The sequence below is a fragment of the Desulforamulus reducens MI-1 genome (assembly GCF_000016165.1).
In the GTDB taxonomy this organism is placed as follows: Bacteria; Bacillota; Desulfotomaculia; order Desulfotomaculales; family Desulfotomaculaceae; genus Desulfotomaculum; species Desulfotomaculum reducens.
Genome location: NC_009253.1, coordinates 2,588,895 through 2,603,864, shown reverse-complemented (window position 1 = coordinate 2,603,864; position 14,970 = coordinate 2,588,895). Strand labels below are relative to the sequence as shown.

Here is a 14,970-nt window from a genome sequence, read left to right as displayed (position 1 = left end):
AAAGGCCAATGGCAATATACCATTGGCCTGAATTAACATTTGCATTTTAAATTATAACTCAAGAAGCAACAATAATGCCCAAAGCATACTGTCCCTCGTCCACGTCCCTAAGGGCCCCGGGAAGATCATCGGAACAGATGATATTTTGTTGTTGAACCTCAGCGGTTAAACCAAGGATGGTCCCCAGTACATATTCGTAGAGAAAAGCCAATGTTTTTTCTGGCGTGTTGGACTGCAAGGAGTCCAGTAATGGACAAGTTTCTTTCATGGTATTAATAAAGGAGCAATCCCCGCCAGGGTAAACTGTAAAAACAATTTTTTGGTGCTCCCCTTGCTGACTTAAAGCAATCATCCTGTTTAACAACACATCCAGGTTACTAAATCCATGGCTAAGAATATAATCTTCTTGGACAAAGTACCCGGTTAAACGATCCAGCAGGGAAAGGGGGTGCAGGCTGCTTTCTTTTATTAGTAACACCTTAGACATAGAGTATAACCTCCTTTAATCATTATTTTCAGGGTCAATACGGGTCCAACGATTGCTATCCCGCTGTCGGTATTTTTCCATCATTTTATCAAAGGCCTTATCTAAGTCGATATCCATCGAATTAGCAAAACAGCCAATAATAAACAATATATCCGCCAATTCCAGTTCCAGATTACCCTCAGGCTCCTCCTCTTTCTTTGGTTTTTGTCCATACAGGTGGTTAACCTCCCGGGCCAATTCACCCACTTCCTCTGTCAAACGGGCTAACATGGACAGGGGATGCCAGTAACCCTCTTCAAACTGGCTGATCCAAGTATGAACGTCCTTTTGCATGTCTTTGAGGCTCACAGAATCACTCCCGCTTTAGAAAAAATTCACAGGTATATTATACCACCCGCTTCCTTTTATTGTTACCCCAGCTACCTTTTTCATGTTATTGGAATAAAGTAGAATCCATTGCGTATTATTTATTAGAAAGCCCATTAAAAAGCCTGGGGGGATTTTCATGCTCACACCGAGATGGATATTATTAAACAGGCGTAAACTGGGTCCCATTACAGCAGTGGCCGGTATCGTTGTCCTGGTGATATTTTTGGGCAGCGCTTTTTTTTCAGGTCCCAGCCAGAGCCAGTTGGATAAGCAAAAAAGCTTTACAACCGCCTTGGACAATACTTTTGCCAGCCGAAGCTTTCGATTTGAAGTGGAGTCCAAACTATTAGGGGAAAACGGTTTTTATAGTAAAGTGGAAGGCGAACGGGTCATGCCAGATAAAGTACACATTAAGGGAACTGTGTTAAAGACACCAGTGGAGTTTACGCAGGTGAACGAGAATACCTACATGAAGGACCCCTTTTCTGGTAAGTGGTTAACTCTCAAGGATATCAAGCTTTCCCAATCAGAACTATTTATAACGGAGTTGAACCCGTTGGCAAACTTTAATTTTAAAGATATACCGGAAATTGAAATGGTAGGAGAAGAAGATCTGGACGAAGATAAATGTTATGTCTATGAATTAAAACCTAATGTGGTAAACGCATTTTTAGAAGAGCAGTTTTCCGACTTTTATTATAAGGTTTGGGTTGACCAAAAGGATGTCAATATTCGTCAAGCTATCATTAAAGCTAATCGACCTGAAAGTGGTAATAGCGGCTTAGATATGAAAATTCGAATCTGGGACTATGATCGTGACTTGCAAATTGACGCTCCGGTAAAGGCTAGTACCACAACTCAGGAAAATGTTCCCTACTAAAGATTATGCCGTTTCCCCCTAGAACGGCATTTTTTATTCATTTATCGGAAAATCTAAACTAAGAATCTTCCCTCAGAGCTATTGACGAAAAATGACTATTTTTGTTATGCTCATTTGGTAGGTAATGACTGGTAAGGAGTGAAAGAAATGCATCCCCATGTGGAAAAAATACTGTTAGAAGAAAATCAAATTAATGAACGGATTCAGCAGTTAGGGCAACAGATTACACAGGATTATCAAGGTAAGGATATTTTAATGGTAGGTATTCTTAAAGGGGCCATGATTTTTCTGGCTGACCTGGTACGTAACATTGAGGTACCTACTTTTTTTGATTTTATGGCTGTTTCCAGCTATGGGGCCGGAACTGTTTCTTCTGGTGTGGTTCGCATCTTAAAGGATTTGGATAAAAGTATTGAGGGTAAACACATTATTATTGTGGAAGACATTGTTGATACCGGTCTTACCCTGCAATATATGGTAGAGAATATAAAATCCCGGGGTCCTGCCAGTGTCAAGGTTTGCACCTTGCTGGATAAGCCGGACCGTCGCAAAGTGGAAGTACCCATCGATTATAACGGTTTCCAGATCCCCGATGAGTTTGTTGTTGGTTTTGGCCTGGATTATAATGAGCGTTACCGTAACTTACCGTACATTGCCGTGCTGAAGCCGGAAATTTACCAAAGTTAATACTTAGCCTGGGTAACCAGGCCTAATATTTTAGGATTGAACGGAGGTACATACATGTCCTTGGCAGAACAAGAATTAATTCTAGTTCTTGATTTTGGTGGCCAATATACCCAACTGATTGCCCGTCGTATTCGGGATGTCAATGTGTATTGCGAAATTGAGCCCCATAATGTATCAATCGATAAAATAAAGGCAAAAAATCCTAAGGGTATCATATTTTCAGGTGGACCCTCCAGTGTTTACGGTGAAAAAGCTCCCACCGTTGATCCGGCAGTTTACGAACTGGATATACCAGTACTGGGGATCTGCTACGGTATGCAGCTAATGACTCAACAGTTAAAGGGTAAAGTGGTGCCCGCCGAGATGCGTGAATATGGGCGTACCACATTAAGGGTTATGCAGTGTGACAATATCCTGAAGAACCTGACAGCTGATGAAGAATGCTGGATGAGCCATGGCGACCGGGTTGAGGAAGTTCCTCCGGGTTTTCAGGTGCTTGCCCAAACCGAAAAGGCTCCGGTGGCTGCCATGGCAAACCCCGAAAAAAAACTTTTTGCAGTGCAATTCCACCCAGAAGTGATCCATACCCCAAAGGGTATGGAAGTTTTAAAGAGCTTTCTTTTTGATATCTGCGGCTGTAGTGGTTCATGGAGTATGGGTTCCTTCTTGGACGAAGCCGTTAAAGAGGTTAAACAAAGGGTCGGTAATCGTCAGGTTCTTTGTGCCCTGAGCGGTGGCGTCGACTCTTCTGTGGCTGCGGTTTTGGTGCACCGGGCAGTAGGTGATAACTTAACCTGTGTCTTTGTTGATCACGGTCTGTTGCGGAAAAACGAAGCTGAACAGGTTGTTAAGACCTTCCGGGATCAGTTTAATATTAAGCTGGTTCATGTGGATGCTTCGGAACGCTTCTTAGGAAAACTGCAGGGTGTAACCGATCCAGAACAAAAACGTAAAATTATTGGCACTGAGTTCATCCGTGTCTTTGAAGAAGAGGCCAGAAAACTGGGTGAAATTGATTTTCTTGTACAGGGAACCCTGTATCCGGACGTTGTTGAGAGCGGTACCGCCACCGCGGAAGTTATTAAATCCCATCATAATGTAGGCGGCCTGCCGGAAGATATGAAGTTTGATCTGGTAGAACCTTTACGTTGGCTTTTTAAAGACGAAGTTCGCCGCTTGGGTGAGGAATTGGGAATGCCTGAGGAGATTGTCTGGCGTCAACCCTTCCCTGGTCCGGGACTGGCCGTTCGTATCCTAGGGGAAATCACCAAACCAAAGCTGGCCATTCTGCGTGAAGCTGATTTCGTGGTAACCGATGAAATTAAGAACGCCGGTTTAAACCGGGAAATTTGGCAGTATTTTGCTGTCTTGCCAGACATGCGCAGTGTGGGTGTCATGGGCGATGGCCGTACCTATGCTTATGCAATTGTGGTACGGGCTGTTTACAGCCATGACGGCATGACAGCAGACTGGGCGAAGATTCCCCACGATGTGCTGGGTAATATCTCCACCCGTTTGGTGAATGAGGTGGCAGAGATCAATAGGGTTGTTTACGACATCACCTCCAAGCCCCCAGGTACCATTGAGTGGGAGTAGGGTTAAGAAAAGCCTTCTGGACAATACCAGGAGGCTTTTTAGTATATCAAAAGAATAAATTTTTCTGATATGATAAAGGCAAACTAAGAGGGATTAAACCACAAAGGAGAAAACCATGCAGCTTACTGTATTAGTGGATAACAATACGATTATTGATCGGTATTTGATTGGAGAGCCAGGTTTGTCGTTCTTTTTGGAAACCGGGGGAAAGCGAATCCTGTTTGATACTGGTTATTCAGATGCATTTATACAAAACGCAGGAAAGATAGGGATCAATCTTCGGGTATTAGACTACGTTGTACTCTCCCACGGGCATATGGATCATACTTGGGGCTTAGATCCCCTTATACGGCTTTATACAGAAGCCATCATAGAAAACCAAGCGGGGATGTTAAAACCTGTGGTTGTGGGACATTCTGATGTTTTCTATAGCAAACGATTAAAGGGAATGGGGGAAATAGGGAGTACTGTGGCAAAGAGCAAACTCTCCCAACACTTTGAACTCAAGCTGTTGAAAAATCCCCTTTGGCTTACTGAAAAACTAGTTTTCCTAGGTGAAATACCAAGGACCTATGAGTTTGAAGCTAAGACCCCCCTAGGTACTGTCCTAAAAAAATCCCATGAAGAAGAGGATTTTCTGTTGGATGATACAGCCCTGGCGTATAAAGCAAAGGACGGGTTAGTCATTATAGTTGGTTGTTCCCACTCAGGTATTTGTAATATTGTTGAGTATGCTAAGAAGGTTTGCCAGGATGAGCGGGTGCTAGACATTATTGGAGGATTTCATTTGCTAAGTCCACCCCGGAGTCAGATGGACGGTGTTAAGGATTATCTCAGGACATTACAACCAAAGGAAGTACATGCCTGTCATTGTACGGATCTTCAAGCCAAGATAGAGTTGTCAGAGGTTGTTAATTTAAAAGAGGTAGGGGTAGGGTTAAAATTACAGTATGATTGAGTTTGTAACTGTAAAATCTCCGAAAGAAAAATCCAGATTAGTTTGAGCCCTTCAGAATTTTGTAGAAAGTCCGAAAGAAGTATTAAGAACCAGCATATCTAAGGGGAGAAACAAGTGAATAGCGACCAAGGGCAATTAGAAGAGGGCAGTCGAATAACCATCTGTGATCTTTCTTCCAGGCAGGAATTTACAGGGCAAATTGTAGCTGATTACGGAACTTATTTAGTTGTTAACCCAGAGCAAGATCCCGTAATTAACCCCGGTCAGCAAATAAAAGTAGGTATGTCCAATTCCCAAAATATGACAGAATTTAATAGCTATATTTGTTTTTTAGATAATGATCTGAACAAGCATTTTTGTATCTATGTTCCTCCAGACCTAGGCCAAAAAAAGAGAAGGAAATATTTACGCTTAGCCATTGAGCTAAATATGATCTATCGAGCAAGTGGTTTGGAAATAAATACTAAAACCATTAATGTTTCTGCCGGAGGTTTATACTTTTTTACACCGGAGAGACTGGTTGATGGGCAAGATATTGAGCTGGAATTATTTTTGCCAGATAATACCATCACCATTGGTGCAAAGGTTCTAAGGACCATGCAAAATGCAGCCAGTGTGGAGTTTTATGAGGAGTTGGAAAAAATTCATATATTGGCCTCTTACTTATATAGCTGTTCATTGATGAAACATATCCAAGAAGAGTAGGTCAGACCTCTAAAAAACATGTAAAAATTTGTTCTGGCTCGTTGACAAACGGGTCAGCTCTTGCTAGTATGAGTTTGTACAAATTAATGTTCCGTATATGCTTGGGAATTGGCTCAAGTGTTTCTACCGGGCAACCGTAATTGCCCGACTACGGGAGGGAAAGTGTACCTAGGGTTCCACAACCTTTGGTTGGTTCGGACCGAGCGGTACAGGCGTCAGCGCGCTACACCGATAGGGATAAAAGCCCAGGCGGTAGGTTTCACTCTATTAGAGGAGACCTATCGTGCTGGGTTTTTTTGCTTTGGTCCATGCTTAGGACCCGCCCCCTCTGCATGATAGATTTTCCCGTAGTAAATAATACCTAAGGAAACAAAGCCAATACCACTGGAACTGTCAATCTAAGGGAGGAAAATTCAACGTGCTGGAACAGTTATTCAAGCTCAAGGAGAATAAAACCACAGTAAGAACAGAAGTGGTAGCCGGTCTGACAACGTTCATGACAATGGCCTATATTCTGTTTTTGAACCCCAATATCTTGGCTGGTACTGGGATGGATAAGAACGCGGTATTTTTCGCCACTGCTATGGCAGGTGCTGTGGTTACCATAGCCATGGGTTTATTTGTCAACTTTCCCATCGCACTGGCCCCGGGTATGGGTCTTAATGCTTATTTTGCTGCAGTTGCTGCCCAAGGACAAGGGATGCCCTGGGAAACAGCACTGGGTGCTGTATTTATTTCTGGTATTATTTTTCTTATATTAACCGTGACCCAGATCCGTCAAATCCTGATGGTTGCTATTCCTAATTCCATGAAGCGAGCTATCACCGTAGGCATTGGTTTATTTATCACCATTATCGGCTTAAAACTTTCTGAAGTGGCCATAGTGAAAGCGGGCCCGGTCATTCCTCCTACCATGGATGCCCTGCAAAAGGGTGGAGTAGCCACTCTGAAGTTCTTTGAATGGAATTCTTTTATTGGTTCTTTCCACAACCCATCCATGGTCTTAACTATTATCGGTCTGATCATTACCGGAATTTTGATGTCAAGGGGAGTAAAGGGGTCCCTGTTAATTGGTATCGTACTGACCACCATCATTGGTATTCCTATGGGAGTTACAGTAATTCCTGAAAACTTTACCCCCTTTGCTATACCTGACCTTAGTCAGGTATATGTGGGCAAATTAGATATTATGGGTGCCTTTGAAATGGGCCTCTGGACCATTGTATTTACCTTCACCTTTGTGGAGTTGTTTGATACCTTTGGTACTTTGGTAGGCACAGCTGGTAAGGCAGGCCTACTGGATGAAAATGGGCAATCCCCTAAAATTGGTAAAGCCATGCTGGTGGATGCCCTGGGTGTTTCCTTTGGCGCCTTTATGGGAACCAGTACCGTAACCGCTTACGTGGAAAGTGCTGCTGGTGTTGGAGAAGGTGGTCGTACCGGTTTGACCGCAGTAACCACCGGCGCCATGTTTTTGCTGGCTCTGGTCATTGCTCCCCTGGCGGGACTAATTCCTAATGCAGCCACCGCCCCAGCCTTAATTATTGTGGGCTTACTGATGGTCTCAGCCATCCGCGAAATTGACTTCGATGACTTTACCGAAGGATTCCCGGCTTTCCTAACATTTGCTTTAATGCCTTTTACCTATAACATTGCCAATGGTATTGCTGCCGGTATCGTTTTCTACACCACTTTAAAAGTAGCATCCGGTCGCGCCAAAGAAGTTCATTGGATGATGTATCTGCTGTTTGTTATTATTGTTGCCCGCTACCTCTTCCTGGGTGGCGAGTAAACCCTAAAAGGAGGGGCTGTTGATGACTGCTTTGGTCGGTATTGTCTTGGGCAGTGACTCGGATCTGCCGCTGATGAAAGATGCAGTTAAAATATTGGATACACTTGAAATTTCTTATGAGGTAACCATTTCCTCAGCTCACCGGGCACCGGAAAAAACTGCTGAGTATGCCCGGTCTGCGGAGGCCAGAGGAATTAAAGTAATTATAGCCGCTGCTGGATTGGCAGCCCACCTGCCAGGGGTCATAGCAGCTCATAGTATTTTACCTGTCATCGGGGTGCCGGTAAAATCCGGTGCTTTGGAGGGTGTGGATGCCCTTTACTCCATCGCCCAAATGCCTCCGGGTATCCCAGTGGCATCTGTGGCCATTAACGGGGCGAAAAACGCAGCCATCTTAGCAGCCCAAATGATTGCCTTAGCCGATGCATCACTGGGGAAAAAATTGCATGACTTTAAAGAAGATCTAGCCAGGGAAGTGGAAGCCAAGGACAGCAAGCTAAAAGAGCTGGGTGTAGAGGGTTACCTGAATAACAAATAGGTTTATAGACGAAACGGAGGAACCTTATCGATGATTGAACGTTATACCTTGCCCGAAATGAAGCACATCTGGTCTGACACAAACAAATTCCAAAAATGGCTGGACGTAGAAATAGCTGCCTGCGAAGCTATGGTTGAATTGGGACAAATTCCTGCGGAGGCTCTGGAGAACATTAAGGCACGGGCTAGCTTTTCTGTGGAACGTATTCTGGAAATTGAAGAAGTTACCAGACACGATGTGATTGCCTTCTTAACCTGCGTGGCTGAGAACGTAGGGGAAGATTCTAAATATATACACATGGGTCTTACATCCTCTGATGTAGTGGATACGGCCCAGTGTGTGCGCATGAAAGAAGCCGGGGAACTAATCCTTAAAAAACTAGAACGCCTGCGCCAAGTACTGCTGGAAAAGGCCAAGGAACACAGACATACCATCATGATTGGCAGAACTCACGGTATTCATGCGGAGCCCATGACCTTTGGTCTGAAGATGCTACTTTGGGTAGCTGAAACCGAACGTAACATGGAGCGTCTACAGGACGCCATTAAGACAGTAAGTGTAGGAGCAATTTCCGGTGCAGTGGGAACCTATGCCAATATTGATCCCAAGATTGAGGCCCATGTTTGTAATAGGCTGGGGCTGAAGCCAGCTCGGGTTTCCACCCAAATTCTACAACGGGACCGCCATGCAGATTATCTCTGCACAATGGCAGTCATCGCCGCCTCCCTAGACAAGTTTGCCACAGAGATTCGCAATTTGCAGCGTACAGATATTTTAGAAGCGGAGGAGTACTTCAATAAAGGCCAAAAGGGTTCCTCAGCCATGCCCCACAAGCGGAATCCCATCACAGCAGAAAATGTATCTGGCCTGTCCCGGGTGGTGAAAGCCAATGCCATGGCAGCCTTGGATAATGTAACACTCTGGCACGAGAGAGACATTTCCCATTCTTCCGCTGAACGGGTCATTATCCCTGACAGTACCACTGCTTTAGATTTTATGCTTTATCGTTTTACCGGTATTATGGAAAAACTGTTGGTGTACCCAGAAAATATGAAACGAAACCTGGAAAAAACCCTGGGTTTGGTATTCTCCCAACGGGTGCTGTTGGCCTTGGTGGATAAAGGCTTAACCAGGGAACAGGCCTACGAAATGGTACAACGCAATGCTATGGAAGCCTGGCGTACTGGTACCAAGTTTATTGATTTATTGAAAGCGGACGCCGACATTATGTCTCATATCACTTCAGAAGAGTTAACCGGACTCTTTGATTATAGCTATCACCTGTCTCATATTGACGATATTTATGCCCGGTTTGGACTTTAAAAATTAATAACGTATTATCCCCGGCAACGGGGGTAATACGCTACCTTTTTAAAAAATAGATAAAGGGTTTGTTGAAATTACTGCAAGGAGCTGTCACAAGTAGAATTTTGCATGCTACCGAAAAGTTATCAACAAGCTGTTAAATGTAAAAGGGGAGGATATAATGGAAAAGTTAGAAATGATTTATGAAGGTAAAGCAAAAAAGGTTTATCGTACCGATAATCCTGATTTTTACTGGGTTGAGTATAAAGATGATGCCACTGCCTTTAATGGGCAAAAGAAAGGTACCATTGATAACAAAGGTGTCGTTAACAACAAAGTTTCAGCAGTTTTTTTTAAACTTATGGAGAGCAAAGGCATTACTACTCATTTTGTTGAGCTGGTAAACGACCGTGAAATGATTGTTAAGGCCCTGGATATTATCAAAGTAGAAGTTGTGGTCCGTAATATTGTGGCCGGCACCCTGGCAAAAAGAGTGGGACTTCCGGAAGGAACCATTCTGCCGAAAACAGTTCTTGAATATTATTATAAGGATGACAACTTGGGCGACCCTTTAATTAACGCCTCACATATTGCAGCCTTGGACCTGGCAACCCCGGAGCAAATGGCTTTTATCAAAGAAACTGCCCTGAAAGTAAATGACATTATGCGAGAATACTTAGCCCCTGTTAACATTGACCTCATTGACTACAAATTAGAATTCGGACTTCATAAAGGTCAAGTTTTGCTGGGTGATGAAATATCTCCGGACACCTGCCGTTTCTGGGATAAAACCACCGGAGAAAAATTGGATAAAGATCGCTTCCGCCGGGACTTGGGCAACGTGGAAGGAGCTTACCAGGAAGTACTGCGCCGCTTAACCGGAGAAGCCTAATAAATTTAATTAATTAAAACATTAGTTCCATAAGAGCTTTAATTCAACCGTATTTAGAAGTATAACAAAATTCCCCTATAATATAATAAAGGTTTTTTAGTAAAAAGCAATAGTTTTTCTTAAAATTTAAATGGGCTGTGGCCTGAAAATAAGGAGGGCTTAGCGTGTTTCAAGCAAAGATTTACGTTACCCTTAGGAAAAGTGTATTGGACCCCCAGGGAAATGTAGTGCGTAAATCCCTTTGTGCCCTGGGCTATTCCAATGTTCCTGAAGTACGTATTGGACGTTATATGGTGGTTGATATAGAAATCACTGACAGGGCTGAAGCAGAAAAACAGGTACGTGATATGTGTGATAAATTGCTGGTTAATCCGGTAATTGAAGACTATACATTTGAACTGGTGGAGGTGTAAAGCGTGAAATTTGGAGTGGTGGTTTTTCCTGGCTCCAATTGTGACGCCGATTGCCTGCATGCCATTAAAACTGTTACCGGGCAGCCGGTGGATTACATTTGGCACAAGTCTGGCAGCGTGGATGGTTATGACTGCATCGTGCTGCCTGGGGGATTCTCCTATGGAGATTATTTGCGATGCGGCGCTGTGGCAAGGTTTTCCCCTGTGATGTCACCGGTTATTGAATTTGCCCGCAGGGGTGGACTGGTGCTGGGAATTTGCAATGGATTTCAGGTTTTGACCGAAGCAGGTCTTTTACCCGGAGCCCTACATCGAAATAAAAATTTATCTTTCCTTTGTCATGACACCTATTTAAGGGTGGAGAATGATATTTCTCCCTTTACTTCATTGGCCAGCCGGGGTAGTGTTATTAAGGTTCCCATTGCCCATGGTGAGGGAAATTATTTTGCGGATTCAGACACGGTCCGTCGTTTAGAAGAAAATAATCAGGTTGTGTTCCGTTATTGTGATTACAATGGCGAAATTACACAGGGAGTCAATCCCAATGGTTCTGTAAACAACATTGCTGGTATTTGCAATGAGCAGGGCAATGTGCTGGGCATGATGCCCCACCCGGAACGCTGTGCCGAAGAAATACTGGGTAATATTGATGGACAACTGATTTTTAAATCCTTGCTGGAAACCTGGCAGAGGAGGTGTGGCTAATGATAGTGGAGGAAAAGGTTTGGCGGGAGATGGGCCTGACTGACTCTGAGTATGAAAGGATCGTAGAGATTCTGGGTCGCCACCCTAACTATGTAGAAGTTGGTATATTTGCCGTTATGTGGTCGGAACACTGCAGTTACAAAACTTCCCGGCCAGCCTTGAAAACGCTCCCCACCGAGGGACCGGCCATTCTGCAGGGACCCGGCGAAAATGCTGGTATTGTTGACATTGGCGATGGACAAGCTGTTGTCTTTAAAATAGAAAGTCATAACCACCCTTCAGCCATTGAGCCCTATCAAGGTGCGGCCACCGGTGTGGGTGGAATTTTACGGGATATCTTTACCATGGGTGCCAGGCCCATTGCCGTGTTAGACAGTCTGCGTTTTGGTGAACTGGATAACCCCCGGGTACGCTACCTTTTTGATGGTGTAGTATCTGGTATCAGCGGCTACGGCAACTGTATCGGTGTGCCTACGGTGGGTGGTGAAGTATATTTCTCAGATAGCTATGAAGAAAACTGTCTGGTAAATGTCATGTGTGTGGGCTTAATTGACCAGAAGGATATTAAAAAAGGTCTGGCCGCCGGAGTTGGTAACCCGGTCATGGTGGTTGGTGCCAAAACCGGCCGTGATGGTATACATGGGGCCACCTTTGCCTCGGAAGAATTGTCTGAAGCAGCTGCAGAAAGGCGTCCTGCTGTGCAGGTAGGGGACCCTTTTATGGAAAAACTTCTTTTAGAAGCTTGTCTGGAGGTTATTAAAACCGGTTATGTGGTAGGTATTCAGGATATGGGTGCTGCGGGATTAACCAGTTCTTCCTGTGAAATGGCCAGCCGGGCTGGTACTGGACTGGAGATGGATTTAGCCCTGGTACCCCGCCGGGAAGAGGGAATGACCCCCTATGAGCTAATGCTGTCGGAATCCCAGGAGCGGATGCTGCTGGTGGTTGAAAAGGGTACCGAGGATAAAGTAAAAGATATCTTTGCAAAATGGGACCTGGACTGCGTGGTGGTGGGGCAGGTTACAGACGATGGACTGCTGCGCCTGAAGGAAGGGGATCAGGTGGTGGCAGAGATGCCTGCCAAAGCCCTGACAGACGAAGCACCGCTATATCACCGGCCCACCGAAGTACCTGCTTATTTAGAAGACATTCATAATTTTCCGCTGGAGCAGCTTAATATGCCCGATGACTATAATGAAGTGCTGCTAAAGCTGCTGGCGACCCCTAACATTGCCAGCAAAGAATACGTCTACCGACAATATGACCATATGGTGGGTCTCAATACTGTTGTCCTGCCTGGCTCTGATGCCGCGGTATTACGGGTCAAGGGGACCAAAAAGGGCATTGCCATGACCACCGATTGCAACGGTCGCTTTTGCTATCTGGACCCAAAAACCGGCGCAGCCATTGCCGTGGCTGAGGCAGCCCGCAACTTAGTTTGTTCCGGGGCAAAACCCCTGGCTATTACTAACTGCCTCAATTTTGGTAATCCGGAAAAGCCGGAAGTCATGTGGACCTTCTGGCGCTGCATCGAAGGAATGGGAGAGGCTTGCCGAGTACTGGAAACTCCCGTGACTGGAGGTAACGTAAGTTTATACAATGAAACAAAGGGCAGTGCCGTTTATCCCACCCCTACCATTGGTATGGTGGGCTTGGTGGAAGATTTGGACAAGGTATGTACCCAGGATTTTAAGACAGAGGGAGACGCCATTTTCTTGATTGGTGAAAACCTTCCAGAGCTAGGCGGTAGTGAATATCTAAAGGTGCATCATGGATTGGAAAAGGGTAAGGCACCGGTACTGGACCTGGCATTAGAAAAGAAAATTCAGCAGTTTGTACTGAATGAAATAAAGAACGGTTTGATTAAATCTGCCCATGACTGTTCCGAAGGCGGCTTGGCTGTGGCCTTGGCTGAGTGTTGCATTGCCGGCGGTTTGGGAGCGGATATCACAATGGTACGCAGATTCAGAGGGGACGCTCTACTTTTTGGGGAAAGCCAGTCCCGCATTGTGATCTCCCTCGACCGCAGCAAAGGTGTGGAATTGGTTAAAAAGCTGGTGGATGCCGGAGTACCCTACAGCCAGTTGGGAACCGTGGGAGGCAATTCATTGGTCATCAATGTTGTAAATCCTGGTTGCACCGGTTGCGGCGGCAATTTGATAAATCTATCCGTGTCCAAGCTGGCAGAAACCTGGCGGGGGGCGATTGAATGTTTAATGAAATAGGTACGATCCTTTGGTCCGATAAGCCAGTGGAAGAATGTGGTGTGTTTGGCATTTTTGCTCCTGGGTTGGATGTGGCTCGTTTAACTTACTACGGGCTTCACGCCCTGCAGCATAGGGGACAGGAAAGTGCCGGTATTGCGGTGGCCGATGGAAGTCAGATTGAACTTCAAAAGGGAATGGGGCTGGTACCGGAAGTTTTTTCGGGGCATAGTCTGGATAAATTCTCGGGCTTTGCTGCCATTGGACATGTACGCTATTCCACCACTGGCGCCAGTTCTCCCCTTAACGCCCAGCCCCTGGTGTTTCGTTACGCCAAGGGGATGTTGGGGTTGGCGCATAATGGAAACCTCACCAATGTGGCGGACCTGCGAGCTCAATTGGCCTCCACTGGTTCGGTCTTTCAATCCACCACTGACAGTGAGGTGCTGGTGAACTTGATTGCCCGGTATAATGCTAACAGCGTGGAAGAAGCTCTGATGAAATGCATGATTGATGTTAAAGGGGCCTATGCATTGCTAATTATCACCGAGGATACTTTATATGCTGCACGGGATCCCTACGGTCTCAGGCCCCTTTGTTTGGGTCGTCTGGGCGAAGGCTATGTGGTAGCCTCGGAATCCTGTGCCCTTACCACTGTGGGGGCCACCTTTGTCCGAGATGTAGAACCCGGCGAAATTATTCGTATTGATCGTGGGGGATTAACCACAACCCACGGCCTGACAGCACAATGCCCGGCCCATTGTATTTTTGAATATATTTACTTTGCCCGGCCCGATAGCACAATGGATGGCTTTAACGTGAATAAGGTGCGCCGAGAGATGGGGCGTCAATTGGCCCGGGAATACTTGGTGGATGCAGATATTGTCATACCAGTACCGGATTCAGGTACCGCAGCGGCTAGGGGTTATGCCGAAGAGTCGGGGATACCCTTCGAAGAGGGGCTAATGAAAAACCGCTATATTGGCCGGACCTTTATTCAGCCTACCCAAGAAATGCGGGAATTGGGAGTGCGCATGAAGTTAAACCCCATTCGTGAGGTGTTGCAGGGCAAACGTGTGGTGATGGTGGATGACTCCATAGTGCGGGGTACCACCAGTCAAAAGCTTGTAGCCATGCTGCGGGAGGCCGGAGCCAAGGAAGTTCATATGGTCATTAGTTCACCGCCAGTTCTTCGGGCTTGCTATTACGGTATTGATACTTCCAACGAACAAGAATTGATTGCAGCCCAAAAGTCTCCAGAGGAAATCTGCCAGAGCATCGAGGCAGATGGCTTACACTATTTAAGCCTGGAGGGGTTGTTGGATATCTTTGCACCCAAGGAAAAGAACTTCTGTACCGCATGTTTCAACGGCATTTACCCGGTGGAAGTGCCCAAACAGACGCAGGGCGGTAAGTTCAGTCTGGAATAAGGGAGTGTG

15 protein-coding genes and 1 riboswitch are annotated in these 14,970 nt (G+C 45.5%); of the genes, 13 read left to right on the top strand and 2 right to left on the bottom strand.

Annotated features, from left to right (window positions below; all coding sequences use genetic code 11):
• Positions 1–58: 58 nt before the first annotated feature.
• Positions 59–487: a hypothetical protein gene (locus tag DRED_RS12660; RefSeq protein ID WP_011878687.1), complete on the bottom strand. Its 429-nt coding sequence runs from the start codon at positions 485–487 to the stop codon at positions 59–61.
• A 15-nt stretch (positions 488–502) separates the two neighbouring features.
• Positions 503–835: a nucleotide pyrophosphohydrolase gene (locus tag DRED_RS12655; RefSeq protein WP_011878686.1), complete on the bottom strand. Its 333-nt coding sequence runs from the start codon at positions 833–835 to the stop codon at positions 503–505.
• Positions 836–992: 157 nt separating this feature from the next.
• Between DRED_RS12655 and DRED_RS12650 the strand changes: the two genes are divergently transcribed.
• From DRED_RS12650 to purF, 13 genes are all read left to right on the top strand, one after another.
• Positions 993–1,736 (top strand): hypothetical protein, encoded by a 744-nt coding sequence (locus DRED_RS12650; protein ID WP_011878685.1) that lies wholly within the window; start codon positions 993–995, stop codon positions 1,734–1,736.
• 147 nt (positions 1,737–1,883) lie between these two features.
• Positions 1,884–2,423: a hypoxanthine phosphoribosyltransferase gene (hpt, locus tag DRED_RS12645; protein ID WP_011878684.1), complete on the top strand. Its 540-nt coding sequence runs from the start codon at positions 1,884–1,886 to the stop codon at positions 2,421–2,423.
• Positions 2,424–2,477: 54 nt separating this feature from the next.
• Positions 2,478–4,019, top strand: a complete 1,542-nt coding sequence (gene guaA, locus DRED_RS12640) for a glutamine-hydrolyzing GMP synthase (protein ID WP_011878683.1) — start codon at positions 2,478–2,480, stop codon at positions 4,017–4,019.
• Positions 4,020–4,134: 115 nt separating this feature from the next.
• A complete protein-coding gene (locus tag DRED_RS12635) occupies positions 4,135–4,977 on the top strand; it encodes an MBL fold metallo-hydrolase (protein ID WP_011878682.1) in 843 nt (280 codons plus the stop codon).
• A 114-nt stretch (positions 4,978–5,091) separates the two neighbouring features.
• Positions 5,092–5,682, top strand: a complete 591-nt coding sequence (locus DRED_RS12630; RefSeq protein WP_011878681.1) for a PilZ domain-containing protein — start codon at positions 5,092–5,094, stop codon at positions 5,680–5,682.
• A 71-nt stretch (positions 5,683–5,753) separates the two neighbouring features.
• Positions 5,754–5,853: riboswitch (purine riboswitch) on the top strand.
• Positions 5,854–6,100: 247 nt separating this feature from the next.
• Complete coding sequence (locus DRED_RS12625; RefSeq protein ID WP_011878680.1) at positions 6,101–7,474, top strand: NCS2 family permease; 1,374 nt, start codon at positions 6,101–6,103, stop codon at positions 7,472–7,474.
• 22 nt (positions 7,475–7,496) lie between these two features.
• Entirely contained in the window at positions 7,497–8,012 is a 516-nt protein-coding gene (gene purE / locus DRED_RS12620; RefSeq protein ID WP_011878679.1) for a 5-(carboxyamino)imidazole ribonucleotide mutase, read from the top strand.
• Between the two features lie 30 nt (positions 8,013–8,042).
• The gene (purB, locus tag DRED_RS12615) at positions 8,043–9,335 is read left to right on the top strand and encodes an adenylosuccinate lyase (RefSeq protein WP_011878678.1); all 1,293 of its coding nucleotides are present in this window, start codon (positions 8,043–8,045) and stop codon (positions 9,333–9,335) included.
• A gap of 163 nt (positions 9,336–9,498) precedes the next feature.
• A complete protein-coding gene (purC, locus tag DRED_RS12610; RefSeq protein WP_011878677.1) occupies positions 9,499–10,209 on the top strand; it encodes a phosphoribosylaminoimidazolesuccinocarboxamide synthase in 711 nt (236 codons plus the stop codon).
• A gap of 164 nt (positions 10,210–10,373) precedes the next feature.
• Entirely contained in the window at positions 10,374–10,622 is a 249-nt protein-coding gene (gene purS, locus DRED_RS12605) for a phosphoribosylformylglycinamidine synthase subunit PurS (protein WP_011878676.1), read from the top strand.
• A 3-nt stretch (positions 10,623–10,625) separates the two neighbouring features.
• The gene (purQ, locus tag DRED_RS12600) at positions 10,626–11,327 is read left to right on the top strand and encodes a phosphoribosylformylglycinamidine synthase subunit PurQ (RefSeq protein ID WP_011878675.1); all 702 of its coding nucleotides are present in this window, start codon (positions 10,626–10,628) and stop codon (positions 11,325–11,327) included.
• Positions 11,327–13,552 (top strand): phosphoribosylformylglycinamidine synthase subunit PurL, encoded by a 2,226-nt coding sequence (purL, locus tag DRED_RS12595; protein WP_011878674.1) that lies wholly within the window; start codon positions 11,327–11,329, stop codon positions 13,550–13,552. The genes purQ and purL overlap by 1 nt, the downstream gene beginning before the upstream one ends.
• Entirely contained in the window at positions 13,537–14,961 is a 1,425-nt protein-coding gene (gene purF, locus DRED_RS12590; protein WP_011878673.1) for an amidophosphoribosyltransferase, read from the top strand. Before purL ends, purF begins: the two co-directional genes overlap by 16 nt.
• Positions 14,962–14,970: the final 9 nt, after the last annotated feature.

Excerpts from the sequence above, each read along its gene's own strand:
- purF (WP_011878673.1), top strand. The coding sequence starts at position 13,537 with ATGTTTAATGAAATAGGTACGATCCTTTGGTCCGATAAGCCAGTGGAA.
- purL (WP_011878674.1), top strand. The coding sequence starts at position 11,327 with ATGATAGTGGAGGAAAAGGTTTGGCGGGAGATGGGCCTGACTGACTCT.
- purC (WP_011878677.1), top strand. The coding sequence starts at position 9,499 with ATGGAAAAGTTAGAAATGATTTATGAAGGTAAAGCAAAAAAGGTTTAT.
- purE (WP_011878679.1), top strand. The coding sequence starts at position 7,497 with ATGACTGCTTTGGTCGGTATTGTCTTGGGCAGTGACTCGGATCTGCCG.
- guaA (WP_011878683.1), top strand. The coding sequence starts at position 2,478 with ATGTCCTTGGCAGAACAAGAATTAATTCTAGTTCTTGATTTTGGTGGC.
- purB (WP_011878678.1), top strand. The coding sequence starts at position 8,043 with ATGATTGAACGTTATACCTTGCCCGAAATGAAGCACATCTGGTCTGAC.
- hpt (WP_011878684.1), top strand. The coding sequence starts at position 1,884 with ATGCATCCCCATGTGGAAAAAATACTGTTAGAAGAAAATCAAATTAAT.
- DRED_RS12650 (WP_011878685.1), top strand. The coding sequence starts at position 993 with ATGCTCACACCGAGATGGATATTATTAAACAGGCGTAAACTGGGTCCC.
- DRED_RS12660 (WP_011878687.1), bottom strand. The coding sequence starts at position 487 with ATGTCTAAGGTGTTACTAATAAAAGAAAGCAGCCTGCACCCCCTTTCC.
- DRED_RS12635 (WP_011878682.1), top strand. The coding sequence starts at position 4,135 with ATGCAGCTTACTGTATTAGTGGATAACAATACGATTATTGATCGGTAT.